This window comes from Prevotella bivia DSM 20514, assembly GCF_000262545.1.
GTDB classification, from domain to species: domain Bacteria; phylum Bacteroidota; class Bacteroidia; order Bacteroidales; family Bacteroidaceae; genus Prevotella; species Prevotella bivia.
On record NZ_JH660659.1, the window covers coordinates 181,480 to 207,303 of the forward strand.

The following is a 25,824-nucleotide window of genomic DNA, read 5'->3' on the forward strand; positions in this document are numbered from 1 at the left end:
TATTCTCTCCGAACTTCTCCCTAAGTATTAGTTCTTTTGGTCATCGCTGAACTATCACATAAAAAAATATAACCATAAATAATAGTACAAACTAGATAAGACGACAGTCTGACTAAAAAACTCGCTTTTAAGTCCAATAATATCCTGCTAACTCTTAGAAAATATTTAACAGCAAACAAATACATCATCTTTTTTATTGTAAAAGGTGATGTATAGCAGAGCTAAAGGTCATCTTTTGTCATATAAAAGGTTACCTTTTACGCTTCAAAAGGTAACCTTTTTGTTTTATATTTTTAAGTCGTTGCTAATCAATTAGATAGCTTGTACACTCTTTTACTAATAGACCATATTATTATAAGTAAAATTAGTTGACTTTATCTGTTCTCAATAGATATTTGTTTGCTAGTCAACTAAGCTGTATTTACAGAGGCTAGACTTATGTGTCTAGCATTATTTTGGGGCGAAAGAAGAGGCTTATCCTTCAAAATAAAAAAGTTCGCAAAACCTAAATATCAGCTTTACGAACTAACTTTATATGTTATTTACCCTCTAGTGGACATTAATTATAAAAAAAAAGTTTTAAAAAGACTTGATTATATCAATAATAAGAGTTATATTTGCACAAGATAGGGAATGAATATGTAACGTCAATTAACCTGATTATGGCAAAGTACAACCTTACAGAAAAGAAAGAAAAGCTTGCTGCATATCGCAGCCTTGTGAGTCCACACTTAATGGACGAACTTAAAGAAAAGATCCTTGAAATCATTCTGATACAGAAGCGATACAAGGATAAGAACTATTCTGCAAAGAAATTAGCAGAAGATTTGGGTACTAATACCCGTTATATTTCTGCTGTAGTTAATGTGAGGTTTCACATGAACTACACGTCCTTTGTTAATAAATTTAGAATTGAGGAAGCTATGACCTTATTGGTGGATAAGCGTTATCAGGATTTAAATATGGAAGATATTAGCGATATGGTGGGATTTGCAAATCGTCAGTCGTTTTACGCATCTTTCTACAAACTTAATGGCATTACTCCTCGTGATTACAAAATGCGCCATTTAAGTCAACATCCTGCAGAAGAAGCTAAACCTAAAAAGTCAGCTAAAGCAAAGAAGGGATAAAAAGTAAGTGAAAGATAATAAAAATAAAAGCAATAGTAACTTTAGTTATTTAGACGAGTGCTTTGCCGATATCCAGATGCTTCGTTATGAATTGTCTGGCTTTGATAAATTGGCTCTACGCCAAAAGCAATACATATTCTGCTTATCGCAGGCTACATTATATGGGCGAGATATTCTTTTCGATCAGTTTGGTAAATATAATTTGCGTATCAGAAAATTATTGGAGGCTATTCTGCTCTATTATAACGGTAAAAAAAATGATGAGAACTTTATAAAGATAGAAGAATATCTCAAAAAGGTTTGGTTTTCTAATGGTATTTATCATCATTATGGCTGCGAGAAGTTTAAACCAAATTTTTCCAAGGAGGCATTTAAAACTATAATATACTCTCTCCCTGTAGAAGTATTACCATGCAAAGAAAATGAAACTGTAGATTCCCTTTTAGAGGAATTATTGCCAATCATTTTCGATCCTACCATTCTGCCTAAGCGTGTAAATAAAGCTGATGGTGAGGACTTAGTAAAAACATCAGCATGCAACTATTATGAGAATGTTACTCAAAGAGAAGTTGAAAATTTTTATGCAGAGAAAAAAAGGAAAGGATCAAAAAATCATCCACTTTCATACGGATTAAATTCTACATTACGCAAAGTAGAAGGGCAAGTAGTAGAGGATGTTTGGCGCATTAATGGTAAGTATGGAGTAGCCTTAGAAAAGATCGTTTATTGGTTAAATGAGGCTTCAAAATATTCAGAGAACAGTCAACAAAAAAAAGTTATAGAATTACTGATAAAATACTATCAAACTGGTAACTTATCAATATTTGATGAATATTCTATTGAATGGTTAAAAGAGCAAGAAGGCAGGGTTGATTTTATCAATGGTTTTATAGAAGTATATGGCGATCCACTAGGCTTAAAAGCTTCGTGGGAAGGTATCGTTGAATATAAAGATTTAGAAGCCACTCAGCGTACCCAAACTATATCCACAAATGCACAATGGTTTGAAGATCATTCTCCCGTTGATCCACGTTTTCGTAAAGAAAGAGTGAAAGGTGTTACTGCAAATGTTATTAATGCAGCTATGCTTGGTGGAGACGAATACCCTTCGACAGCTATTGGTATTAATTTACCAAATGCCGATTGGATTAGAGCCGAGCATGGATCAAAAAGCGTTACTATTGGAAATTTAACTCACGCCTACAATATGGCTTCACATGGAAATGGATTTCTTGAGGAATTTGTTATTGACAACGAAACGCTTGAAATAATAACAACATTTGGTGATAAAACGGATGACCTACATACCGATTTACATGAGTGTCTTGGACATGGAAGTGGTAAACTATTACAAGGCACAGATCCTGATGCACTAAAAAACTATGGCAATACAATAGAGGAAGCACGTGCCGACTTGTTCGGTTTATACTATATAGCCGATGCAAAACTGCTCGAATTAGGACTTCTTGATAGTAAAGAAGCATACAAAGCTCAGTATTATAGCTATTTAATGAATGGGCTCCTTACCCAGCAAGTAAGGATAAAACCTAACATGAAAATAGAAGAATCACACATGCAAAACAGAGCTTTAATAGCGTGGTGGGCTATGGATCTTGGAAAAGAAAAGAACATTATAGAATTTGTTACAAGAAATTCAAAAACATACATTAAAATTAATGACTACACTGCTCTTCGCTCTATCTTTGCAACAGAATTAGCAGAAATTCAGAGAATAAAGAGCGAGGGCGATTTTAACGCTGCACGTACTTTAGTAGAGAAATATGCTATTCATCTCAACAAAGACCAACACGAAGAAGTATTAGCACGCTATAAACAGCTAAATATAGCTCCGTATAAAGGCTTTATAAACCCTGTTTTAAAACCGATATTTGATAATAACAAAAAGATTGTGGACATTGCTATTGACTATACTGAAAGTTATTCTGAGCAAATGCTACGTTATTCACGAGAATATTCAACACTATGAATGTAGAGATACACGAAAAAATAAAACAAATAAAACAGTCATTTCGCTTTAGAATGAATGGAGTGGCATCGCAGTCTATGCGCGAAAAAGGTATTTTATATAAACTAAATTGGGGAATACCAGTGCCTGAATTAAAAGAAATGGCAAAGGAATATGGTAAAGATTATGCTCTAGCTATTGAACTTTGGAAAGAAGACATACGTGAATGTATGATCTTAGCAACGCTTACCATGCCCTATGAAAAAATGGATGAAGAACTTGTTGAAGTATGGATGGAGCGTGTTAAAACGCAAGAGATGGCTGAAATACTCGCTTTTAACTTGCTTCAACACTTAAATTTTGCTTCTGCTTTAGCCTTTAGATGGATAGCGTCTGGACGCCAAATGTATGAATTATGTGGCTATAATCTCTTGGCAAGACTATTTAGTAGAGGTACAGAACCTGATTTTAGAGATATTAATGAATATCTTGATCAAGCCAACTCCGCTTTACAAAGTAATAATATCCAAGTAAAGCATGCTGCTTATAATAGCTTGCTCAAATTCTGCGATATAAGTGAAGCGTTCGAAACAATTGCAAAGAAAGCAGTTAGCTTTCTAAATGATTAGAAAATATCATTTTTTTTATTCTACAATATTCAGTAATTCGCTATACATTAAAAACGAATTACTGAATATTTTTTATGCCTATTTTGGCTTATTAATAAAAGCTGTAGAAGCTTAATATAGAGATATAAAATAATCAGCTTTGCTTATATTTGACCTCAACAAAAAACAATAGAATGAAATTAAAGAGAATATACGCTTTGATAAAAAAAATATTAGCTTTGCTGATTTCCTCTTTACCCTATCTTCTATCTTGATATTATATTAACTTTTTTTCAATCAGCCTACAATTCTTATGTGCTTAAAAATAGTTATCTTTGTACGAATTTAAACAGTAAACACGTGGCTAAGAACATAGTCAAAGATAGAGTTCGAGATATTCTAACTAGTTATCTCGAAGTAAATAACCAACGAAAGACGTCAGAACGCTTTGCTATCTTAGATGCCGTCTATGATATGTCAGGGCATTTTACGTTAGATGAGTTAGGTAAGGAATTAGAAAAGCGCAGTTTTAGAGTTTCTCGTGCAACATTATATAATACGATGCGACTCTTTATAGAACTACGCTTAGTGATAAGACACCGTTTTATAGGACAAACAAAGTATGAGGGATCATTCAATAACGAAGATCACATTCATCAGATTTGCACTATGTGTGGAACGGTAACAGAGATAGAAGCGCCTAAAATAGTAGCAGCAATCAAAGAAACGAAATACTCACGTTTTAGAAAAGATGGTTTTTCGTTATATATATATGGCATTTGTTCTCGGTGCCAGATTGCACTTTCACGACAGAGAAATAAAGCGCTAAGTAAGAAACAAGATAAATCATCACAAAAATAAGCAAATGAATACAGGTAAAGTGGATGTCCTATTAGGTCTACAATGGGGCGATGAAGGTAAAGGTAAAGTTGTAGATGTACTTACACCGAAGTATGATGTGGTAGCAAGATTTCAAGGTGGTCCTAACGCTGGTCATACTTTGGAATTTGAAAACCAAAAGTATGTATTACGCTCTATCCCTTCTGGTATTTTCCAAGGAGGCAAAGTCAATATCATTGGTAATGGTGTCGTTTTAGCTCCAGACCTTTTTATGAATGAAGCTAAGGATCTTGAGAAGAGTGGACACCCTTTAAAAGAACGTTTACTCATTTCAAAGAAAGCACATCTTATTTTACCTACCCACCGCTTGTTAGATAAAGCTAATGAGGCTGCTAAAGGTAAAGCTAAAGTAGGAACTACTGGTAAAGGTATTGGTCCTACTTATACCGATAAAATTAGCCGAAACGGCTTACGAGTTGGTGATATCTTAGAAAACTTTAAAGCAAAATATGCAGCTCATAAAGCGCGCCATATAGAAATGTTAAAGGCACTTAATTGGACTGATCTTTCTGACTTAGAAGAAACTGAGAAAGTATGGATGGAAGGTATAGAGTACCTAAAAGAATTTAAGTTTGTTGACTCAGAGCATGAAATCAATCATTTGCTAAAGGATAACAAATCAATTCTCTGCGAAGGAGCTCAAGGTACAATGCTTGATGTAGACTTTGGTTCTTACCCATTTGTTACCTCTTCTAATACTGTTACAGCTGGTGCATGTACGGGATTAGGTATTGGACCAAATCGCATTGGAAACGTATATGGTATAATGAAAGCCTATTGCACTCGCGTAGGATCAGGTCCTTTCCCAACAGAGCTTTTTGACGAAACAGGCAAGATGCTTCGCGATCTTGGGCATGAATACGGTGCTGTTACAGGAAGAGAACGTCGTTGTGGCTGGGTTGACCTTGTTCAACTAAAGTATTCCATTATGATAGATGGTGTTACAGAGCTTATAATGATGAAAAGCGATGTGCTTGATAGCTTTGATACTATAAAGGCTTGTGTTGGTTATGAGCTTCCAGATGGTACAACTACCAAAGATTTCCCATATGAGATAGACAATGTCAAACCTATCTATAAAGAATTTAAGGGTTGGAAGAAAGATATGACACAATGCAAGGCGGAAGCAGAATTTTCTAAAGAATTTAGTGAATATGTTGCTTTTATTGAGGATTATCTTGAAACTAAAATAGGCATTATATCTTTGGGTCCTGATAGAGCTCAGACCATTATAAGATAATGAATAATTGAAAATAGGAAAAAATATCGTTGTATCAATAAACTACCGATACAGCGATATTTTAATTATTAAAATAAACATTAGAGCACAAGTTTTAAAAAGATCAGACATATAATATAGGTATGGCAAATAAACCTTCTATTCCAAAGGGAACGAGAGACTTCGGTCCAGAGGAGATGGCAAAGCGAAATTATATATTCGATACCATCAAGCAAGTTTATGCATTATATGGTTTCCAACAGATAGAAACACCTGCAATGGAAACGCTACAAACCTTGATGGGTAAATATGGAGAAGAGGGAGATAAGCTTCTTTTCAAAATATTAAATTCAGGAGATTATTTAAAGTCGATTAGCGATGATGAACTAAAAGAGCGCAACGTATTAAAACTGCAAACCAAACTTTGTGAAAAGGGATTACGTTACGACCTTACAGTACCTTTTGCACGTTATGTCGTTATGCATCGTGAGGAGTTACAGTTACCATTCAAGCGTTATCAAATACAACCAGTTTGGCGTGCCGACCGTCCGCAAAAGGGACGTTATCGTGAGTTCTACCAATGCGATGCAGATGTTGTAGGTTCTGATTCTTTGCTAAACGAGGTGGAACTTATGCAAATTATTGATACTGTTTTCACTCAATTTGGTGTTAGAGTACAAATTAAGATTAACAACAGAAAGATTTTAACTGGTATTGCTGAGGTTATTGGCGAAAGAGAAAAGATTATTGATATTACTGTTGCTATTGATAAGCTTGATAAAATAGGTTTAGATAAAGTCAATGAAGAACTTCATGCTGACGGTATTTCAGAGGAAGCAATCGAAAAACTTCAACCTATCATCAAGCTAGAAGGGACTAATGATGAGAAGCTAGATGTCATTGCAGAAGTTCTTAAAGATAGCGAAATAGGACAGAAGGGAGTAGAAGAACTTCGTTTTATCTTAGATTGCTTAAAGCAATCAGGTCTTAATAACGAAATTCAATTAGACCTTACATTAGCTCGTGGCTTAAACTATTACACAGGAGCTATATTTGAAGTTAAGGCTTTGGATACACAAATAGGATCTATTACTGGTGGTGGTCGTTATGATAACCTTACGGGTATCTTTGGTATGTCAGGACTTTCAGGAGTAGGTATAAGTTTTGGAGCTGATCGTATTTATGATGTACTTAATACGCTTGATCTATATCCTAAAGAGAGTGTGCTAGGAACTCAACTCTTATTCATTAACTTTGGTGAAAAAGAAACAGCTTATTGCTTACCCATTATAGCACAAGCACGTAATGCAGGTATTCGCACTGAGATTTACCCTGATAGTGCGAAGATGAAAAAACAAATGAGTTATGCTAACGCAAAGAATATTCAGTATGTGGCATTAGCTGGCGAAACAGAAATGGAAGCAGGAAAAATCACATTAAAGAATATGACTACTGGTGAGCAAGCACTTATTTCTGCTGACGACTTAGTTAAAGCTATCTTAAACTAAGATTGAAAAAAGCATTTATAAAAAAGGCTTATGTAGCGACAACTTAAAGAAGTTTTGCTACATAAGCCTTTTTCTTTGGTATCACTAATAGTTGTTTCTCCCCTATTAGTTATAAATCTTATTTCTGCATATCGTATACAACTTGCATCAGCTTCTTACCTAGAGCATCAGCTTCTTCCATCGTACTTGCTTCGCTATATACACGGATAATAGGTTCAGTGTTTGACTTGCGAAGATGCACCCAAGCCTTTGGAAAATCTAGTTTTACACCATCAATGTCAGTAACTTGAACATTAGCTTCATTACCATAAAGTTCCTTCACCTTAACAAGGATAGCATCAACATCTGTCTCTGGAGTAAGATCAATACGGTTCTTTGCAATGAAATATTCAGGATAAGTCTTGCGAAGTTCGCTAGCCTTCATACCTTTTTGTGCTAACAAACTCAAGAAAAGTGCTATACCAACAAGGGCATCACGACCATAATGGCTTTCAGGATAAATAACTCCGCCATTGCCCTCTCCACCTATAACAGCACCTACTTCCTTCATCTTAGTAGTTACGTTTACTTCGCCTACAGCCGAAGCATAATACTTGCCACCATGCTTTTCTGTAACATCGCGTAAAGCACGTGTTGAACTTAGATTGCTCACAGTGTTACCCTTAATATGATCTAAGATATAATCGGCTACTGCTACGAGGGTATATTCCTCACCAAACATCTTGCCATCTTCTTGTATGAAAGCCAAACGATCAACATCAGGATCAACTACAATACCAAGATCATATCCTCCCTTTGCTAGTTCACCCATTATACCCGAAAGATTTTTCTCTATAGGTTCAGGATTATGAGCAAAATCACCTGTTGCTTCTCCATTTATAAAGGTATAGTTAACACCTAGTTTGTCGAGTAATGGAGGAAGAATAACTCCACCTACCGAATTAATAGCGTCAACTACTACACGGAAATGAGCTTTCTTTATAGCATTAAGATCTAACAAATTAAGATCCAGTACAGCTTCAATATGACGCTGATCGAAGGTATCATCATCACGATAAGATCCCAAACTATCTACATCAGCATAATCGAAATCTTCACGTTCAGCAATATCTAACACCTCTGCACCATCTGTAGCTGTAAGAAACTCACCTTCCTCATTCAATAGTTTTAAAGCATTCCATTGGCGAGGATTATGAGAAGCAGTAATAATAATACCACCATCAGCACCTGCCATACGAACTGCTAATTCTGTAGTAGGGGTTGTAGCTAAACCTATGTTAATAACATCAGCCCCCATACCCATGAGTGTACCACAGACTATATTTTTCACCATCTTACCAGAGATACGCGCATCGCGTCCTACTACTATCTTGAGTTTTTTCCCTGGATGCTTACGTCCGATAAATGTAGTGTAAGCTGTGGTAAACTTTACAATATCAAGTGGATTTAACGTATTGCCCACATGACCTCCGATCGTACCACGAATGCCAGAAATTGATTTTATTAAAGTCATAATCTATTATCGTTTAGTATATCTCTTTTTATAATCCTCGCTGAAAGGTAATATCATACATACAAGGATAAACGCCTCTACTTGCAGAAACTTGACCTTGCTGTGATGGTACAATAAGCTTAACATGAGCTAACTTAGATTTAGCATCGATCAATCTACCAATATTTACATAGGGTATAGAAACCAACCAACCACTTGGTACTGATGTACTCTTATATGCGTTAGCCATAATGCTAGACTCGCTATTAAAAGAAGCTGTATAAGTTCCTCTTGTATTGGTTACTGACATTTTATCAACGATATTGCTCCAATACAAACTTTTATTTGTCAGTTGAACAGCTTCTTTTAGAATGTTATATTCTGAAAATCGAGTAAGCACGGTTGCTGTTTCACCGCTTTTTATGGTAGCCCCTGTCCCTTTTTCCAAAATTTGCAAATAAACGCCACTATTATTAAAGAATACATATTGATTTTTAGTTGTATCGGTGGTGTTATTTTGCTTAGCAAACTGCTCTTCACTAATGATATTAATACCATTTTTTACTATATAAGCATTAATGGCATCATTCTCACGATCTAGTTGGTCGGAATAGGTTTCGTTTTTACTGCACGAAGCAATGGTCATCACACTCGCTGCTAATGCGCATAGAAAAAATAATTTCTTCATTCGTTGTTATTTCTTTATATATCCTTGCAAAGGTAAGAAAAGTAATTAGAAATGGTAAAGAATGAATGTAGAAAAAGTATTAAATATAAGGTGTTTCTTGCCGATATTTGTATCAATCTAAGAAAATATCCTTATAAATTATGATTGCGTAAATTTCCTATTAGCAGTAACTTTGCATCCGAAAGTAAAAATAATATAAAAACATTATGTTCAATTCGTTATTGTTGCTATCTTTGGCACTTGGAAATGCGCAAAGTATAGACAAAGACTCTCTTACTAATTCATACAGAATGGATGAAGTTTTAGTATCTGATTTTAAACGCAATAAGCGTAATCTTACTCCTACTTCAGTTTCAACTATCCGTACTCAACAGATTAACGACCAAAATATTACTGGTCTAAAAGATCTTTCTGCTGTAATGCCAAACTTCTTTATGCCAGACTATGGTTCACGTGCAAATACCCCAATTTATGTACGTGGTATCGGAGTTAAAGCAAAAGGGGCAGCAGTAGGCTTCTATGTAGATGGCATTCCACATTTTGAAACATCTGCTTTCAATATTGATATGAACGACCTTGCTGCTGTAGATGTATATCGTGGACCGCAAGGCACGCTTTATGGACGCAATGCCATTGGAGGTATTATTAATGTATATACACATAATCCTATAGATTATCAACACACGCGATTGAAAGTGGGCTATGGTAGATATAATGATTTTATAGCACAAGGCTCTACTTATCAAAAACTTACTAATAACTTTGGTGTCTCTGCTGCTGTTTCTTATCATCATAACGATGGTATGTTTAAGAATGAAACTTTGAAAGAAAAAATAGATAAAATGAATGAAGTAGAAGGCAGGATAGGCTTCTATTGGCGTCCTGCTAAGAACTGGCTACTCCATCTTAATTCTACACTCGACTACAGCGATCAGGGAGGTTATCCATATTCAACTTATAATGTTGAAACAAAACAAGTTGCTCCTATTAACTACAATCGCTATAGTAGCTTCCGCCGCTTGATTTCATCAACAGGTTTTAACGCGCAATACAGCAATAATAACATCAGCTTTAATAGCCAAACTTCTTATCAATTTATCAAAACCCATTTAGGTATTGATCAGGACTTTACCCCTGAAGATAAGTTTTTTACCGTAAACGATTTTCATCAAAATATGGTATCACAAGAGTTTACGTTGAAGTCAAATAACAAAAGTCGTTACCAATGGATTGTGGGCTTGTTTGGTATGATAGATAATACCAACCAGTTTGTGCAAAATAGTGCGTTTAAAAAAAACACAGCCTTTCCAATAGCTTATAAAACACCTACAAAATCGTTTGCTATTTATCATCAAAGTTCATACAATATTTGGAAAGGCTTATCGGCAACAGTAGGTTTGCGCTTCGATTATGAGCACTCAAAAATAAATTATAAGAAAGGTGTCTTAAACTTGAACACTAATGCTGTTAAGATGTTGCCTGACTATGTTGATAAAACTAGCTTTACGCAATTTACCCCTAAATTCACCTTACAGTACCTTACTACAGCACATAATTTATATTATGCTAGCATTACTCGCGGTTACAAACCAGGGGGATTTAATGTGAGTTTGACAAAAGACACCGAACATACTTATGGTCCAGAATACAGTTGGAATTATGAAGTAGGTACACGACTTAACTTCCTTAATGACAAGTTGACCGTAGAAGCGTCACTTTTCTCCATTGATTGGCGCCACATGCAAACCGCTTATACCGTAACGGGAGTAGGTAATATTATACTTAATGCAGGTCATACAAATAGTAAAGGTTTTGAACTCGGTCTTGGCTATCATCCTGTACAAGAGCTTAACTTTACGTTAAATTATGGTTATACCCATGCTAAGTATCTAACCTACCAGAAGAGTGAAAAGGTAGATTATTCAAATAAATATCTACCACTGGTACCAGGTCATACTTTATCTATTAACGGAAACTATACCGTTCGCCATGCGGGCTGGTTTGACAAAATTATGCTTAATGTAGGTATGACAGGTTTAGGTCGTATTTATTGGGCAGATGATAATGCCGTTTACCAAAACTTCTATGCTACCCTTAATGCAAAGGCAAGCTTTACTAAGGGTATCTTCACTTGGGATATTTGGGGCAAAAACCTTACCAATACCAATTATATTGCCTACGGATTTAAGGCTTCTAAAGGCAATTATGCACAGTCTGGTAAGTCGATTACTTTTGGTACTTCGCTAAGTATTGATTTCTGATTTTATATAAAGGACAATGATTGAGAAAACTAATAGTAGTAAAGCAAATAGCACCCTCTCGCTAAGTACTTTTTTTTGCTTATATATTGCACAAATGGTACCTTCATCTTTTTTGATGACAGCACTACAAGTCATGATGCGTGAGGGACATTATAGTCTTACCACTATTGGTTTACTCAATCTAGTTCGATTACCATGGCTTCTAAAACTATTTTGGTCTCCACTTGTAGACAGGCATTGTCTTACTGTAGCCCACTATAAACGCACCATTATTATAACCGAATCTATCTATGCTTTAGCACTCATTGCAACTAGTCTTGTCAATGTACAAAGCAATATGCTACTAGCACTTGTACTTGTATTTATTTCCTTACTAGCCTCAGCAACACAAGATATAGCCACCGATGCTCTAGCTATTATTACCTCTAAAAAAAGTGAAAGAAGTATGCTTAATAGTATGCAATCAATGGGTAGTTTTGGCGGAGCTTTACTAGGTTCTGGTGTTTTACTTATTGTCTTAAAAACTTATGGATGGCAAGCAGTAGTTCTTTGTTTAGCATTTTTTGTTCTTATTATGCTTATCCCGCTTTTATTCAATAAGAACTTAAAAGCAATAACCCCTAAACCCACACAGAAAGCGAACTTCAAAGATATACTTTACTTTTTTCCCCATCACGACACATGGCGACAAGTGGGGTTTCTTATGCTCTATTATATGGGTATTATTGGCATCATATCCATGTTAAAGCCGTATATGGTAGATCATGGATACGATATAAAGCAGATAGGTTTCTATATAGGTATTTTGGGTACTTTCTGCTCCTTTCTCATGGCTTGGTTATCTGGAGTAGTTATCAAGCGCATTGGTGTTTCACGTGCTCGTATTATCATAGCTCTACTCATTTGTCTTGCTCCTATTTATTTCCTTATCATCAACTCGCTTCCATTTAGCCATACAGCCCTTATGATAGGTATTATATATATTCAAGCATGCTATGGACTAGCAACAGTGGTAGTATATACATCGGCAATGCAAGCGGTTCGACCTGGCTGTGAAGGCACCGACTTTACCCTCCAAGTTGTTATTACTCACCTATCGGGAATTATCATAGCAGCTATTGCTGGCTTTGTTGCACATAAATTGGATTATAGCGGATTGTTTGCTGTCGAAGCAGGCATTGCTATAGCAAGCGTTACATATATATTCAAAATTCTTAAACATTAATTACTCATTTATCGCATAATTTCCTATAAACATGAGCACAAGAGAACGAGAAGCTGTAGTAATAGGTGCAGGATTAACAGGTTTAACTTGCGCTATGCACCTAAAAGAATTAGGCATTGATGTTGAAATTTTAGAAAAGGAGAACCGCATAGGTGGATTAATGCAGACCGAAGAGGTGGATAGCTTCATCTTCGAACAAGGTCCAAGCACGGGCACAGTAAAACACCCAGAGGTAGCAGAACTTTTCGACAGATTAGGAGAACAATGCACTTTTGAACCAGCCTCTGTTTCTGCCGAATGCCGATTGATATGGAAAGGCAATCGTTTTTACGCACTTCCTTCAGGCTTATTGAGTGCCATCACTACACCACTTTTTACGCTGAAAGATAAATTGCGTATCTTAGGCGAACCTTGGAGGAATAAAGGCACTGATCCCAACGAAAGTGTTGGTAGTCTTGCCGAACGCCGATTGGGTAAGTCGTTCGTTGATTATGCGGTCGATCCCTTCCTCTCTGGCGTTTATGCTGGTGATCCTTATTCGCTTCCCACCCGCCTAGCTCTTCCTAAACTCTATCATCTTGAACAGCAGTATGGTGGTTTTGTACGTGGAAGTATGGCACTAGCAAAAAAGAAAAAAAGCATTCGCGACAAACGTGCTACAAAAGAAGTTTTCTCAACTGTAGGAGGTTTTCGCTCTTTGATAAACGCATTAGGCACAGCAGTTGGACTAGATAATATTTCATTGGAATGTGATAATATAACCATAAACCTAGATAATGGCAAGTATGTTATTACTTGTGGTGATGAACAAATCATAGCAAATTATCTTATTACCACATGCCCTTCGTATGCGCTTCCGTCTTTGCTTCAATTCATTCCACAAGCGCAATTAGATACACTCAATAACCTTTATTATGCGCCAGTCATCGAAATAGGTGTAGGAATAAAACACACGGGTAATGTAAAATGGAATGCTTTCGGTGGTTTAGTACCCTCGCGTGAAAAGAAAGACATTTTGGGTATCCTTATGCCTTCTGCTTGCTTTACTAATCGTTCCCCAGAGGGAGGTGCTACTTATGCTTACTTTATAGGTGGGGCTAAACATCCTGAACATCTCAACAAAACAGATGCAGAATTAGAACAACTAGTAAATCAATCTTTGCACCTTATGCTGGGTTATCCTCAAGGTACATGTGCCGATGTTATTCGCATTTATCGCCACAAACATGCTATTCCTCAATATACTCTTTCTACTGATGCTCGTCTTAGCACTATAGATACCCTCCAGCAACAGCATCTGGGTTTGTACATAGCAGGAAATCTAAGAGATGGTATAGGAATGGGCGACAGAATAAAGCAAGCTATTGATGTAGCAGAAGCCATTGCTAGCACAAAAAATAAAGCATAAATTACAACTTGCTTATTTGAAAATATTTAACATTATATCAATCTATCATCTTCTACCATTCAAAAGGTCATCTTTTACTTTTTAAAAGCACAGCTCTTGCTTTTGAAAGACTAAAAAATAATGTCTTTCGTTCTTTTTTAAAATAATTTCTAATTCCTTTCACCTTATAATATAATTTATATTGGTATCTTTGCAGCTACTATTTCGAAATAAATAACGAAGCTATTGCTATTGGGGTAGTAGCTCTCTCTAAATTTAAACTATATAAATGAAAAAGTTTAGACTAGTGGATAACGTACTAGGTTGGGTAGCATTTCTGATTGCTGCCTTTACTTACGTTTCTACGATTGAGCCATCGGCTAGCTTCTGGGATTGCCCAGAATTTATCACAACAGGTTTCAAACTAGAGGTAGGGCATCCTCCCGGGGCACCTTTCTTTGCACTTACTGCTAACATTTTTTCCCACTTTGCTAGCGATGCTACACAGGTAGCTAAAATGGTAAACACGATGAGTGCACTGCTTTCAGCAGCCTGCATTATGTTTTTGTTTTGGACGATTACCCACCTCACACGTCGTCTTATTGTGCGCGATGGCGAGGAAATCTCACTAGCAAAGCTCATTGCTATCGAAGGTTCAGGCTTAGTGGGTGCACTCATTTATACATGGAGCGACACATTTTGGTTTTCGGCAGTAGAGGGCGAAGTATATGCTTATTCATCGGCTTTCACGGCAGTGGTATTCTGGCTCATATTAAAGTGGGAGGATAATGCCGACAAACCTCACTCGGACAAGTGGTTGGTACTCATTACATATATGACTGGTTTGTCAATCGGTGTTCACCTCTTGAACTTGCTTTGTATTCCAGCCATTGTATTGGTATTCTATTATAAGAAATTCCCTGATGCCAACTTAAAAGGTTCGCTCATAGCCCTCCTTATCTCGGTAGTACTAGTGGCAGCTGTGCTTTATGGTGTTGTGCCAGGCATTATCACTGTGGGCGGTTGGTTTGAATTGTTCTTTACCAATACTCTTGGTATGCCTTTCAACACAGGTACTATCCTATATATTTTATTATTGATAGGCTCCTTTGTTTGGGCTATTTACGAAACTTATCAAGACGGCAGTCAGAAGCGTCAAAACATCGCTTTTATAGTAGCCTTTGGCTTGATAGGTATTCCTTTTGTTGGTTTCGGTTGGAAGGCTTTCTTTACAGGTGTTGTTATCCTTGCTGTTACTTTCTTTGTGCTACAAATGAAGCGTAAGAGCAATGTAGACGGTAAAAAGAGCGTGTTGCCACTAGTTTCGGCTCGTATAAAGAACACAGCCTTGCTAAGTATGTTGATGCTTATCATTGGCTATTCTTCATACGCATTGATCGTAATTCGATCTACAGCCAACACACCGATGGATCAGAACTCTCCAGAGGACATCTTCACATTGGGTAGCTATTTGAGTCGTGATCAGTATGGCGATAGTCCGCTACTCTATGGTCAGGCTTACAGTAGTCAGCCTGCAATAGACGAAGATGGGCAACACTACAAATTTTCTAAAGGAGCTCCTGTGTATGAACGTAAGGAAAAAGCTTCTTCCGATGAGAAAGACTCGTACTTTGTGGTGCGCACAAAAGATAAAATACAGTATGAGCAGAATATGTTCTTCCCTCGTATGTGGGACAATGCTCATGCTGGGCAATATGAACAATGGCTAGGAGGCGTAACAGGTTATGATGTAGATGGTGTGAAGATGCCTACACAGATGGAGAATATACGCTACTTCTTGTCTTATCAGTGCAACTTTATGTATTGGCGTTACTTTATGTGGAACTTTGCTGGACGTCAGAATGATATACAAGGTAATGGTGAGCCCGAGCATGGCAACTGGGTTACAGGAATATCATTTATCGATAATGCGTTATATGGCGATCAGAGCCTAATGCCTGACGATTTGAAAGCAAATAAGGGTCATAACGTATTTTACTGTTTGCCATTATTGCTAGGTTTGCTAGGGCTTTTTTGGCAATCATGGCGCGGAAAACGTGGTATTCAGCAATTTTGGGTGGTATTCTTCTTGTTCTTTATGACAGGTTTGGCTATCGTATTATATATTAATCAGTACCCAGGTCAGCCTCGTGAACGCGACTATGCGTATGCAGGATCGTTTTATGCTTTCTCCATTTGGTGCGGACTAGGTGTGGCAGCCTTGTACGACTGGTCAAAGAAGTTGAAAGTACCTGCAGTGGCATCGGCTACCATTATCAGTGCAGCTTGTTTGCTAGTGCCTATCCAAATGGTATCGCAGACATGGGATGATCACGATCGCTCGGGTAGATATGCTTGTCACGACTTTGGTCAGAACTACTTAAACTCTCTACAAGCAAAGGGCAATCCTATCATCTTTACCAATGGTGATAACGATACTTTCCCTTTGTGGTATAACCAAGAGGTAGAAGGTGTACGCACAGATGCTCGTGTATGCAACCTTAGTTATTTGCAAACCGACTGGTATATCGACCAAATGCGTCGCCCTGCTTACAACTCGCCTAGTGTACCAATTAATTGGAGTCGTTTGGATTATGTAAGTGGCACTAACGAAATGGTACCAATTCAGCCAAATCTTAAAGAACAGGTTAAGGAGTTTTATCGCCAAGACCCTACTAGGGCTAAGCAGGCATTTGGCGACGATCCATTCGAGTTGAAGAATATTTTGAAATATTGGGTACGTTCTAAGGATGCAGAAACCCACGTTATCCCTACAGATACTATCTATATGACCATCGACAAAGAGGCTGTAAAGAAGAGTGGTATGATGATACCAGGCGACTCTATTCCTGACAAGATGGTTATCTCGCTCACAGGTAAGGATGCACTTTATAAGAGCGATCTTATGATGCTTGAGATGATAGCTAACACCAATTGGAAACGCCCGCTATATGTCGCTATCACCGTTGGAGGTGAAAACTTTATGAACCTTGGCGACAACTTTGTGCAAGAGGGTTTGGCTAATCGTATTACACCCTTTGTTACCAAGAGTACAAAGGTGGGTGATCAGTTGAATACACACAACTATGATACAGAAAAAACCTACGATGCAGTGATGAATAAGTTTAAGTGGGGTGGATTAAACAATCCTAATTTCTATCTTGACGAAACCATTGCTCGCATGGCATATACCCATCGTCGTGAGATTGCTCAATTAGCATTGGAGCTTATTGCTGAAAGTAAATATGATAAGGCATTGAAGGTATTGCAAAAGGTAGAAAAAGAAATACCTTATACAGTGGTGCCTTGTGTATATATGAGTGGTGCTGCCGATATTGCTCAAGCATACACTTTACTTGGTAAGAAGGCTAAGGCGCAGCAGATTTATGATCAGCTATGGAAGTATTCAAAGCAATATGCTAACTACTACATGAACCTTGGTAGTCGTTACTTTGATATGTCGCAAGGCTCATGCAAGATGCACTTCCAAATCATGATCAATCTAGTTCGTGCTAATGATCGCACTAATCGTGCATGGGCTAATAAGCATGCCGCAGAACTAGACCAAATGATGCGCAACTTCCAATCTTTAGGAGGTAATCTGCACGATAACTAAATATTGGGGAAAGCGAGGAGTTCTAATAATAGGAATGTATTAGATATGCCGTAAATAAAAACAATGCAGCCGAGGCTAAGTCATACAGTTTGGCTAAGTCTCGGCTCTTTATCAAGAAATAAGAAAGCAAATGCTTATAGAACAACCAGCAAGATGGCTTCGCCTCTTTTACCCTCATGCTCTTTGGCGCATGAACAAGAACGAACATGCTGTGTATATTACTTTCGATGATGGTCCAATACCAGAAGCGACACCCATTATCCTTGACATCTTAGACGAGTTTGATGTAAAGGCAATGTTCTTTGTAGTGGCCGACAACGCAGTAAAATACCCAGAACTATTTGAAGAGATAAAGCGACGTGGACACATGGTAGGCAATCACACTTACCACCATTTTGGATCATTTAAGCATTGGACACTGAGCTATGCGGTAGATGTAACAAAGGCTGACGCTATCGTGAAGTCGCCCTACTTCCGTCCACCACATGGTATATTGCGACATACGGTGTATTGGTGGATCAAACAGCATTATCGTGTGGTAATGTGGGATCTTGTTACACGCGATTACTCTAAGTATCTCACCGCAGAAGATGTTGTCAACAATGTAAAGCGCTATGTACGCAATGGCTCTATCATTACTTTCCACGACTCGTTGAAGAGCATTGAAAAGCTAAAAACAGCACTGCCACAATCACTACAATGGCTAAAGGAGCAGGGATATGAATTTAAATCTTTCCCAGAAGATCCTAAGGAGACATATTAAAATTTAGAAGTAAGGAGGAGTTAAAGGAGTAATCACGCTTTTAACTCCTCTTAAATAAAAAGCAGACTTGATAAATTCATCTTTCATAAAAGAAGAAGCCAAACGGCTAGGGTTCTTTGCATGTGGTATGGCAAAGGCATTACCCGTAGATGAAGAAGTAGCAAGAGGCTATCAAAGGTGGATAGCTAAAGGCTATGAAGCAGGCATGCAATACATGGCAAACAATATGGATAAACGTCTCGATCCTCGTTTGCTAGTACCCGGAGTAAAGACTATAGTGTCTGTTGCTCTCAACTATGCCCCTAGAAAAACACTCCCTGCTAGTGAGTATCAGTTAGCAGCTTACGCTTTAGGACTCGATTACCACGAGTTAATGAAAGAGCGATTGCGCACTTTTGCAGAAAGTATATCGCCTATTCCTCTCCCCCCACATGGGCAAACAGAGGGCGATAATCTTGTGCGTTGCTTCTGTGATACAGCACCAGTATTAGAACGCTATTGGGCAATGAAAGCAGGATTGGGGTGGATAGGTAAAAATCATCAACTCATTATCCCACATGCAGGATCAATGTTTTTCCTCGGTGAGGTGTTTTTACCTTTTGAAGTAGATGTGTACGACAAGCCTATGACAAGCCGTTGTGGCAATTGTCATCGCTGTTTAGATGCTTGTCCTACACATGCTATTACAGAAAAAGCAGAGTTTGAGTCGGACAAATGCCTATCTTACCAACTCATAGAAAATCGTGGAGAACTATCTTCTGAAGCTAAAGCTGCTATGGGCAACACCATTTATGGTTGTGATCGTTGTCTTGCGGCTTGTCCTTGGAACCGCTTTTCTATCCCCACAACAGAACCTTCCCTACAAGCCAAGCCTGAGTTATTAGCTATGACTAAGGAAGATTGGCACAACCTTTCTGTAGACGATTACCGCAAACTCTTCAAAGGATCTGCCGTAAAACGTGTGAAATTTGAGGGATTGAAACGTAATATTGCAGCCAAAAAGGAATAACAAACTCATTACTTCTATAATAAAAAAGTACTAAGTGGGATATTTCACATTAGATATTAAGGAAGCGTAAGCAAAAGAAAAAAGGGCAACAATTGTTACCCTTTTATTCTATTCTTTTACATCAAAAGTTTGATAAACAAGGTATCTACCATTACCTTCTATCGTAAAGTAGTCAGCTAGAGCTTCATTCAATGTGCCTTGCCACCACTCCTTAACAGGATAAAGTGGATAACGGAGAGCTTCTGAAGTCAAACTCTCGCAACCAAAATTGAATATGCTTACTTGCTGACGAGGCATTGAAATAAAAGTCTTTCTACCATTGCCCACCGTGAACCACCCATAATCTGTTACCATTGTGGGAACAATGCCAAGTGATTCATAATAGTGAACCATGAGAGATATATTACCCAAGGTATGATCTTCGCGCTTACCAGTAGCACCAATATAACAAAAGCGAGGGCGCTTACTATTATTTATCTGCTTGTCAATATGCGCAATAGCATAACGGGTGGCTTTCGTAAGATCATTCTCTTCTTGCTCATTCACTTGATGATAGATGTCTTTAAATTGTTGTTTTAAGGTATCGTTGAGCGAGTCGCCATCACCAATAATAGCAGTAGGAATGATCTCGAGATCAAGCAGATTTTGTAAAGCCCCATCACAAACAAAGAGATTTTTGGCTTGTTTTAAGATTTTGATAGGCAAAAGATGATGTGGAAAATCGCCAGCAGCAAGGATTACAGCGTCATATTCTAGTGGGAAATTGTTGATTATATTGTTCATACTAGTCCTCCTTTTGCTTTATTTCTCAAATATTCCGCTCTCCACTTTTGATAACCAACCACCGCTAATACCACATAGAGGGCATACAAACCTGCAGTGAAAGGGATTTCCTTATAAGCATAAAGCGCAGCTAATTCTATGTCGGCAACCATCCAAAAGAGCCATTGTTCAATGTATTTCTTCGATAAAGCCCATAAGCCAACAATGCTCACGGTGTTGCCAAAACTATCATAGAGCGGTACATTGGAATTAGTAAAATGAGCTAACACCTCATAAAGAGCAAACCATAGTGCAGCAAACACAACGATAATTGGCAAGAGATAACGACGAGGCATGTGGGTAATTGGTAATTCTTCCTTTGTTTCTTTACGGAATAGTTTCCAGTAAAGGAAGCCATAAATGCCAGCTATAATGTAGTAAATTTGCATACCAAAGTCGGCATAAAGTTGCGCTTCATAATACACAAAGAGGTAAATTGCAGGCATGACAATACCCGTAACCCAAAGCCAAATGCTAGCTTTATACTCTTGATAAATATAGATTAATCCCACTACAGCACCGAGTATCTCAAGCTTTTGATAGTCGGTAAAGAAACTGTGGAGGGTATTTATAATGTCTGTCATATATTAATAAATAAAGGTGCAAACGTTCATATTTGCACCTTATAAAGATACTCAATGACCTAGAATTTCAGTGTAATGTTACCCATAAAGTTGAAACCAGCCATTGGCATGAAACCAATTTGCGTATAGCGATTTTCATTAGGGTGACCAGACTTCTCTACAATACTGCTATAAACCCAACCTGTTGGTGCATAACGACGACTGAAAATGTTATTAAAGTCGGCACCAAAGCTTATTTCCTTAACACCTAAGAAACGTTTCTCAGGATGTAAGGTGTAGCCCAAGTTGATATTCGTTTGACTATAGCAAGGCAATGAGCGAGTAGCGTTTTCTGTATTATCAAGATACTGACTGCTTACAAAGTTAGTATGCCAAGTAGCTTTAAAGCCCTTATAATGAACATCAATAAAGCCATTAAGAATAGCCGATGGAGAGAAAGCAAGGGTAGAGTTGTCATAATGAATGGTGCGGAAACTCTTTTCCCAATTCACACTAGCACCTTCATCAAAGTCTTTTACCTTATTACTACTCAAAGCTGCATTACCCTCAACTGACAACCATGATAAAGGACTCCAACCTACCTCTAATTCTACGCCAATACGATAACTACGTTTCACGTTTGTAGTCAATGGTTCACCAATATCGCTATGCGCACCTGTTTGCACTAGTTGGTTATGATACCACATACCATAGAAGTTGGCTCCAGCATGCCAGTTTGGGGCTTGATATTGATAACCTACCTCAAGATCGAGCAATCGCTCTGCAGAAGGAGCAGGATTACCACCGTTATCTGTATAGTTATTGCGCTCAGGCTCACGATTTGCTAAAGCTAAAGAAGCATAAGCCTTATGATTATCACGATAATAACTTACACCCACCTTTGGATTAAAGAAATGGAACTTGCTATCAATATTTACTAATTGATTGATATAGCCATTATCCTTCTCATAGAATTTATCGTTAATACCATCAGAAGAGTAATCCACATAACGATATTGCAGATCGGCAAAAGCACTCCAATAATCGGCAAAACTATAACTAGCCTTTACATAGGCACTATAGTCTTGCTTAAAAGCTTTTGAGTCATAGTATTGATAATCAACACCATTTGGACGAAACTTTGCATCTAACTCTGCATTACTGATATAAGTAAGATAACCGAAATGGCTTCCACGGAATTGCTGAAGGTTGAGTCCTCCAATAACATTCCACGGCTCGTTCTTATACTTAGTAGTATAAACTAAGCCGTATGTATGCTGTCTCAAGCCCTTCATACGCACAAAGTCTGATTTCTTTACCTCCTTACCAGCAGCATCGGTAAAGGTTAAACCAAACTTCTTGAGCTTAGTATTCTCCTTAAATTCACTATAATAACCATAGCCATAAGTGTAATGTAAAGCAAAGCTGTGGCTCCAATGTACATTAGGTGTATAAGCAGCCGAAAGAATATTGTGGTTTTGATAGAAATTATCGGTGGTCTTATCCCAATAAGATCCATCGCGCATCTTATAGCGATAGGTAGTATAGTTGCCATTAGCATCTTTCACAAAGGCGTCATCCTTGTCGGTTAAAATATTCTCATAAAGCAGATTATACTTTCCCAAACCATGATCGTAAAGATCCTTATAAGTAGTAATACCTGTTGAAGTACCATAAGTGCCATTTATCAAACTATTGCCATTATTACCCGTTACTACACCATTCCATGCTTGTCCTGTCTTCTCAAAATTTCCAATATTCTTATAGCTTATGCGGAATTTATCGTTGGCAAGCCACGTTAAACCACCATAGTAAGAACCTGAACGCCCTTGTGTACCATGAATAAAACCGTTGGTTGCAGTCTCATGATAAGCACCATCAAAGATAAAATGATTGCCTATCAACCCCGTAGAAAAGTTAGTACCCACATTATAGGTATTATAAGAACCATAAGATGCTGTTACTTCTACCGAAGGGGTAAACTGTGGAGAAGCTGTTGCCAACGAAATAGAACCACCAAAAGCACCATCGCCATTGGTAGAAGTACCGATACCACGCTGTATTTGGATACTCCCTAATAATGCTGCATACGAATTCATATTAGCCCAAAATACAGCTTGATCCTCTGGAGAATTGAGCGAAACACCATCAAGGGTTACATTTATTCTACTAGCACCCGTACCACGCACACGCATAGCAGCAGTACCAGTGCCTAAACCATTCTCACCCCATGCTATAATGCCTGGAGTACGAGCAAAAAGGAAAGGCAACTCCCTACCCTGTTTGCTAAATGTTTGCAACTCACTTTTATTAATATTGGCAACAGCGTATGGAGCATTCTTTGTTGCTCGCACACCAGCCACTATTACTTCGTTTAGTTGCTGGCTACGCAAAGTATCAGCAACGTTTTGTGCCATTATTCCACTAACGCAAGTAAGTGCGCTAGCAAAAATCACCATTCTTTTCATGAAGGTATATAACTTGTATTAAAATATAAATAAAGGGGGAATGTTCCTACGACGGCATTACCCGCATCAGGTTCATGGGTATAATCTCAGCAAGCCCACACAGGCTAGCACCCCTTAGTTTTCTGTTTGAAAACCAATTGCAAAGTTACTCATTCTTTTTCTATTCATGAAAATTTCAGAAAAGTAAAATAAAAAAATATTTATGAATAGATTTTTTATGGTTGTGGAGTTTCTCCTAATACAGAATACTATTTTTTTTGTTTAGAGCAAAAATAAGTGTGAGTAGTCCAAGTAAAATCGCTCTATAAAAATTTACTCAGTAAAAGATGACCTTTTACTCATCAAAAGATGACCTTTTACGCTACAAAAGGTTACCTTTTACTAGCAAAAAGGTTACCTTTTATTTTAAGGCATATAAAGTTTTGGTATACAACGATTTATAAAAATAACTTTCCTGCTTTGCACTGTTTTTTTTAATACTCTATTCTTCCTAAGTACTCTGCTACCATTTCTGCACATCTTTCACCATCAATGCCTGCACTAACAATACCTCCAGCATAACCAGCACCTTCACCACATGGAAAAAGTCCTTGCAAACGCACATGCATAAGAGACTCACGATCGCGTAAAATTCGCACAGGAGAGCTTGTTCTTGTTTCTGAAGCAATAAGGACAGCTTCGTTTGTTAAGAATCCATGCGAGGTCTTACCAAACTTGCGAAAAGCAGTTTGAAGGCGTTTAGAAATATATTCGGGCATCCAAAAATGAAGAGGACTAGAAAGCAAGCCTGGAGCATAGCTTGACTTAGGCAGATCGTATGACAACCGATTATTAACAAAGTCTGCCATACGTTGGGCTGGTGCTACTTGTGAGCGTCCACCTTGTTGCCATGTGTTTTGTTCTAATTCTTCCTGATATTTTAGCAGTCGTAAGACATCATCACCTTCAACATCGTCAGGATTAATTTGAACCACCATTCCTGAATTTGACCATTGCGTACCGCGATTAGCTGGACTCATTCCGTTAGTAACCACTTGTTCTGCTCCTGTTGCAGAAGGAATGACAAAGCCACCCGGACACATACAGAAAGAGTAAACTCCTCTTCCGTCTACTTGCGTAACAAACGAATATTCAGCAGTAGGTAGAAACTTACCCTTACCTTCTTTATTATGATATTGTATTTGGTTTATCAAATGTGATGGATGCTCTAAACGTACTCCAATGGCTAAGCCTTTAGCCTCAAGGTCTCCTTTCACATTTGCCATATAGCGATAAACATCGCGTGCAGAATGACCTGTAGCCAATATAACTGGTCCAAAAAATTCTACTTCTGTAGGATGATCAACTGTACTCTTTAAGTTGATTGCTCGTACTCCTTTTAGAATGTTTTCATCTGTAATAAAGCTAATCATCTTTGTTTGAAAATGCACCTCACCACCATATTTTAATATGGTGTTACGCATATTCTCAATAACTCGAGGTAGCTTGTCTGTACCGATATGGGGATGAACATCAGCAAGAATAGAAGAGCTAGCTCCATGCTGGCAGAAAACATTTAGAATTTTATCTACTGACCCACGCTTCTTGCTACGTGTATAGAGTTTACCATCCGAATAAGCTCCTGCCCCACCTTCGCCATAACAATAATTTGATTCGTTATTTACTTTTTGTGTTTTGGTAATGAGGGCTAAATCATTCTTTCGTTCACGAACATCTTTTCCACGTTCTAAAACGATAGGACGCAAGCCAAGCTCTATTAATCGTAATGAGGCAAAGAGTCCTGCAGGACCTTCTCCTACAACAATAACAGCAGGTGCTTTGCTCACATCTTTATATTCGGTGTGTTGAAAAACATCATCTTGTGGAAATTCATTAATGTATACGCGAACATTCAGGTTGATGTATATATCTCTATGACGAGCGTCAACTGACCGTTTTAAAACACGTACGCGGTAGATCTCAGCCAAATCTAAACCTTTCTCCTCTGCAAGATATGCCTTTAAATTAGTCTCGTTATAACCTATTTGTGGTAAAACACGTAGTTGATATTCTTGAATCATCCTGTAATATATATTTGCAATGTAATTGCTACAAAATTACACAAATATATCTTCATTTAGTTGTATATTGGGCTTTTTCTTACTATTTTTGCCTTTAAGTTTTGTGTTTGCTCTATTGTTAAGAGGAATACATAATAAT

The 25,824-nt window shown here is 37.7% G+C and carries 18 protein-coding genes; 12 read left to right on the plus strand and 6 right to left on the minus strand.

Features of this window, described 5'->3' with window-relative positions; all coding sequences use genetic code 11:
- Window positions 1-662: 662 nt before the first annotated feature.
- The 6 genes from PREBIDRAFT_RS01430 (at window position 663) to hisS (ending at window position 7,331) form a co-directional block, all read left to right on the plus strand.
- The gene (locus PREBIDRAFT_RS01430) at window positions 663-1,130 is read left to right on the plus strand and encodes a helix-turn-helix domain-containing protein (RefSeq protein WP_004337816.1); all 468 of its coding nucleotides are present in this window, start codon (window positions 663-665) and stop codon (window positions 1,128-1,130) included.
- Window positions 1,131-1,137: 7 nt separating this feature from the next.
- Window positions 1,138-3,117: a dipeptidyl-peptidase 3 family protein gene (locus PREBIDRAFT_RS01435; RefSeq protein WP_004337815.1), complete on the plus strand. Its 1,980-nt coding sequence runs from the start codon at window positions 1,138-1,140 to the stop codon at window positions 3,115-3,117.
- Window positions 3,114-3,725: a DNA alkylation repair protein gene (locus PREBIDRAFT_RS01440; protein ID WP_004337813.1), complete on the plus strand. Its 612-nt coding sequence runs from the start codon at window positions 3,114-3,116 to the stop codon at window positions 3,723-3,725. The genes PREBIDRAFT_RS01435 and PREBIDRAFT_RS01440 overlap by 4 nt, the downstream gene beginning before the upstream one ends.
- Before the next feature lie 339 nt (window positions 3,726-4,064).
- Entirely contained in the window at window positions 4,065-4,565 is a 501-nt protein-coding gene (locus tag PREBIDRAFT_RS01445) for a Fur family transcriptional regulator (protein WP_004339000.1), read from the plus strand.
- Window positions 4,566-4,569: 4 nt separating this feature from the next.
- Complete coding sequence (locus PREBIDRAFT_RS01450; protein ID WP_004337806.1) at window positions 4,570-5,844, plus strand: adenylosuccinate synthase; 1,275 nt, start codon at window positions 4,570-4,572, stop codon at window positions 5,842-5,844.
- A gap of 122 nt (window positions 5,845-5,966) precedes the next feature.
- Entirely contained in the window at window positions 5,967-7,331 is a 1,365-nt protein-coding gene (gene hisS, locus PREBIDRAFT_RS01455; RefSeq protein ID WP_004337804.1) for a histidine--tRNA ligase, read from the plus strand.
- Between the two features lie 118 nt (window positions 7,332-7,449).
- Here the strand turns inward: hisS and glmM are convergent, their stop codons facing one another.
- Together glmM and PREBIDRAFT_RS01465 are read right to left on the minus strand one after the other, a co-directional pair.
- Entirely contained in the window at window positions 7,450-8,844 is a 1,395-nt protein-coding gene (gene glmM, locus PREBIDRAFT_RS01460) for a phosphoglucosamine mutase (RefSeq protein WP_004337801.1), read from the minus strand.
- Between the two features lie 28 nt (window positions 8,845-8,872).
- Window positions 8,873-9,511 (minus strand): DUF4827 domain-containing protein, encoded by a 639-nt coding sequence (locus PREBIDRAFT_RS01465; RefSeq protein ID WP_004337799.1) that lies wholly within the window; start codon window positions 9,509-9,511, stop codon window positions 8,873-8,875.
- Window positions 9,512-9,717: 206 nt separating this feature from the next.
- Here PREBIDRAFT_RS01465 and PREBIDRAFT_RS01470 point away from each other — a divergent pair, with 206 nt between their 5' ends.
- The 6 genes from PREBIDRAFT_RS01470 to queG all read left to right on the plus strand — a co-directional run bounded on the left by PREBIDRAFT_RS01470 (window position 9,718) and on the right by queG (window position 19,772).
- Window positions 9,718-11,772, plus strand: coding sequence for a TonB-dependent receptor (locus PREBIDRAFT_RS01470; protein WP_004337798.1), 2,055 nt, complete (start codon window positions 9,718-9,720; stop codon window positions 11,770-11,772).
- Between the two features lie 16 nt (window positions 11,773-11,788).
- The gene (locus tag PREBIDRAFT_RS01475; protein ID WP_004337796.1) at window positions 11,789-12,997 is read left to right on the plus strand and encodes an MFS transporter; all 1,209 of its coding nucleotides are present in this window, start codon (window positions 11,789-11,791) and stop codon (window positions 12,995-12,997) included.
- A gap of 31 nt (window positions 12,998-13,028) precedes the next feature.
- Complete coding sequence (hemG, locus tag PREBIDRAFT_RS01480; RefSeq protein ID WP_004337795.1) at window positions 13,029-14,405, plus strand: protoporphyrinogen oxidase; 1,377 nt, start codon at window positions 13,029-13,031, stop codon at window positions 14,403-14,405.
- A 268-nt stretch (window positions 14,406-14,673) separates the two neighbouring features.
- Window positions 14,674-18,000: a DUF2723 domain-containing protein gene (locus PREBIDRAFT_RS01485; RefSeq protein ID WP_004337794.1), complete on the plus strand. Its 3,327-nt coding sequence runs from the start codon at window positions 14,674-14,676 to the stop codon at window positions 17,998-18,000.
- A gap of 130 nt (window positions 18,001-18,130) precedes the next feature.
- The gene (locus tag PREBIDRAFT_RS01490; RefSeq protein ID WP_004337793.1) at window positions 18,131-18,763 is read left to right on the plus strand and encodes a polysaccharide deacetylase family protein; all 633 of its coding nucleotides are present in this window, start codon (window positions 18,131-18,133) and stop codon (window positions 18,761-18,763) included.
- Between the two features lie 127 nt (window positions 18,764-18,890).
- The gene (queG, locus tag PREBIDRAFT_RS01495; protein ID WP_374042458.1) at window positions 18,891-19,772 is read left to right on the plus strand and encodes a tRNA epoxyqueuosine(34) reductase QueG; all 882 of its coding nucleotides are present in this window, start codon (window positions 18,891-18,893) and stop codon (window positions 19,770-19,772) included.
- Window positions 19,773-19,880: 108 nt separating this feature from the next.
- Here the strand turns inward: queG and PREBIDRAFT_RS01500 are convergent, their stop codons facing one another.
- From PREBIDRAFT_RS01500 to PREBIDRAFT_RS01515, 4 genes are all read right to left on the minus strand, one after another.
- Window positions 19,881-20,555, minus strand: a complete 675-nt coding sequence (locus tag PREBIDRAFT_RS01500) for a thiamine diphosphokinase (RefSeq protein ID WP_004337791.1) — start codon at window positions 20,553-20,555, stop codon at window positions 19,881-19,883.
- Window positions 20,552-21,178: a nicotinamide riboside transporter PnuC gene (pnuC, locus tag PREBIDRAFT_RS01505; protein ID WP_004337790.1), complete on the minus strand. Its 627-nt coding sequence runs from the start codon at window positions 21,176-21,178 to the stop codon at window positions 20,552-20,554. The genes PREBIDRAFT_RS01500 and pnuC overlap by 4 nt, the downstream gene beginning before the upstream one ends.
- Before the next feature lie 59 nt (window positions 21,179-21,237).
- Window positions 21,238-23,625: a TonB-dependent receptor gene (locus tag PREBIDRAFT_RS01510; RefSeq protein WP_004337789.1), complete on the minus strand. Its 2,388-nt coding sequence runs from the start codon at window positions 23,623-23,625 to the stop codon at window positions 21,238-21,240.
- 473 nt (window positions 23,626-24,098) lie between these two features.
- Window positions 24,099-25,685: an NAD(P)/FAD-dependent oxidoreductase gene (locus tag PREBIDRAFT_RS01515; protein ID WP_004337788.1), complete on the minus strand. Its 1,587-nt coding sequence runs from the start codon at window positions 25,683-25,685 to the stop codon at window positions 24,099-24,101.
- Between the last annotated feature and the right edge of the window lie 139 nt (window positions 25,686-25,824).

Coding starts and splice junctions, on each gene's coding strand:
- PREBIDRAFT_RS01475 (WP_004337796.1), top strand. CDS start 11,789: ATGATTGAGAAAACTAATAGTAGTAAAGCAAATAGCACCCTCTCGCTA.
- PREBIDRAFT_RS01515 (WP_004337788.1), bottom strand. CDS start 25,685: ATGATTCAAGAATATCAACTACGTGTTTTACCACAAATAGGTTATAAC.
- PREBIDRAFT_RS01465 (WP_004337799.1), bottom strand. CDS start 9,511: ATGAAGAAATTATTTTTTCTATGCGCATTAGCAGCGAGTGTGATGACC.
- PREBIDRAFT_RS01440 (WP_004337813.1), top strand. CDS start 3,114: ATGAATGTAGAGATACACGAAAAAATAAAACAAATAAAACAGTCATTT.
- queG (WP_374042458.1), top strand. CDS start 18,891: ATGGCAAAGGCATTACCCGTAGATGAAGAAGTAGCAAGAGGCTATCAA.
- PREBIDRAFT_RS01510 (WP_004337789.1), bottom strand. CDS start 23,625: ATGAAAAGAATGGTGATTTTTGCTAGCGCACTTACTTGCGTTAGTGGA.
- glmM (WP_004337801.1), bottom strand. CDS start 8,844: ATGACTTTAATAAAATCAATTTCTGGCATTCGTGGTACGATCGGAGGT.
- PREBIDRAFT_RS01490 (WP_004337793.1), top strand. CDS start 18,131: ATGCTTATAGAACAACCAGCAAGATGGCTTCGCCTCTTTTACCCTCAT.
- pnuC (WP_004337790.1), bottom strand. CDS start 21,178: ATGACAGACATTATAAATACCCTCCACAGTTTCTTTACCGACTATCAA.
- hemG (WP_004337795.1), top strand. CDS start 13,029: ATGAGCACAAGAGAACGAGAAGCTGTAGTAATAGGTGCAGGATTAACA.
- PREBIDRAFT_RS01450 (WP_004337806.1), top strand. CDS start 4,570: ATGAATACAGGTAAAGTGGATGTCCTATTAGGTCTACAATGGGGCGAT.
- hisS (WP_004337804.1), top strand. CDS start 5,967: ATGGCAAATAAACCTTCTATTCCAAAGGGAACGAGAGACTTCGGTCCA.
- PREBIDRAFT_RS01470 (WP_004337798.1), top strand. CDS start 9,718: ATGTTCAATTCGTTATTGTTGCTATCTTTGGCACTTGGAAATGCGCAA.
- PREBIDRAFT_RS01500 (WP_004337791.1), bottom strand. CDS start 20,555: ATGAACAATATAATCAACAATTTCCCACTAGAATATGACGCTGTAATC.
- PREBIDRAFT_RS01430 (WP_004337816.1), top strand. CDS start 663: ATGGCAAAGTACAACCTTACAGAAAAGAAAGAAAAGCTTGCTGCATAT.
- PREBIDRAFT_RS01485 (WP_004337794.1), top strand. CDS start 14,674: ATGAAAAAGTTTAGACTAGTGGATAACGTACTAGGTTGGGTAGCATTT.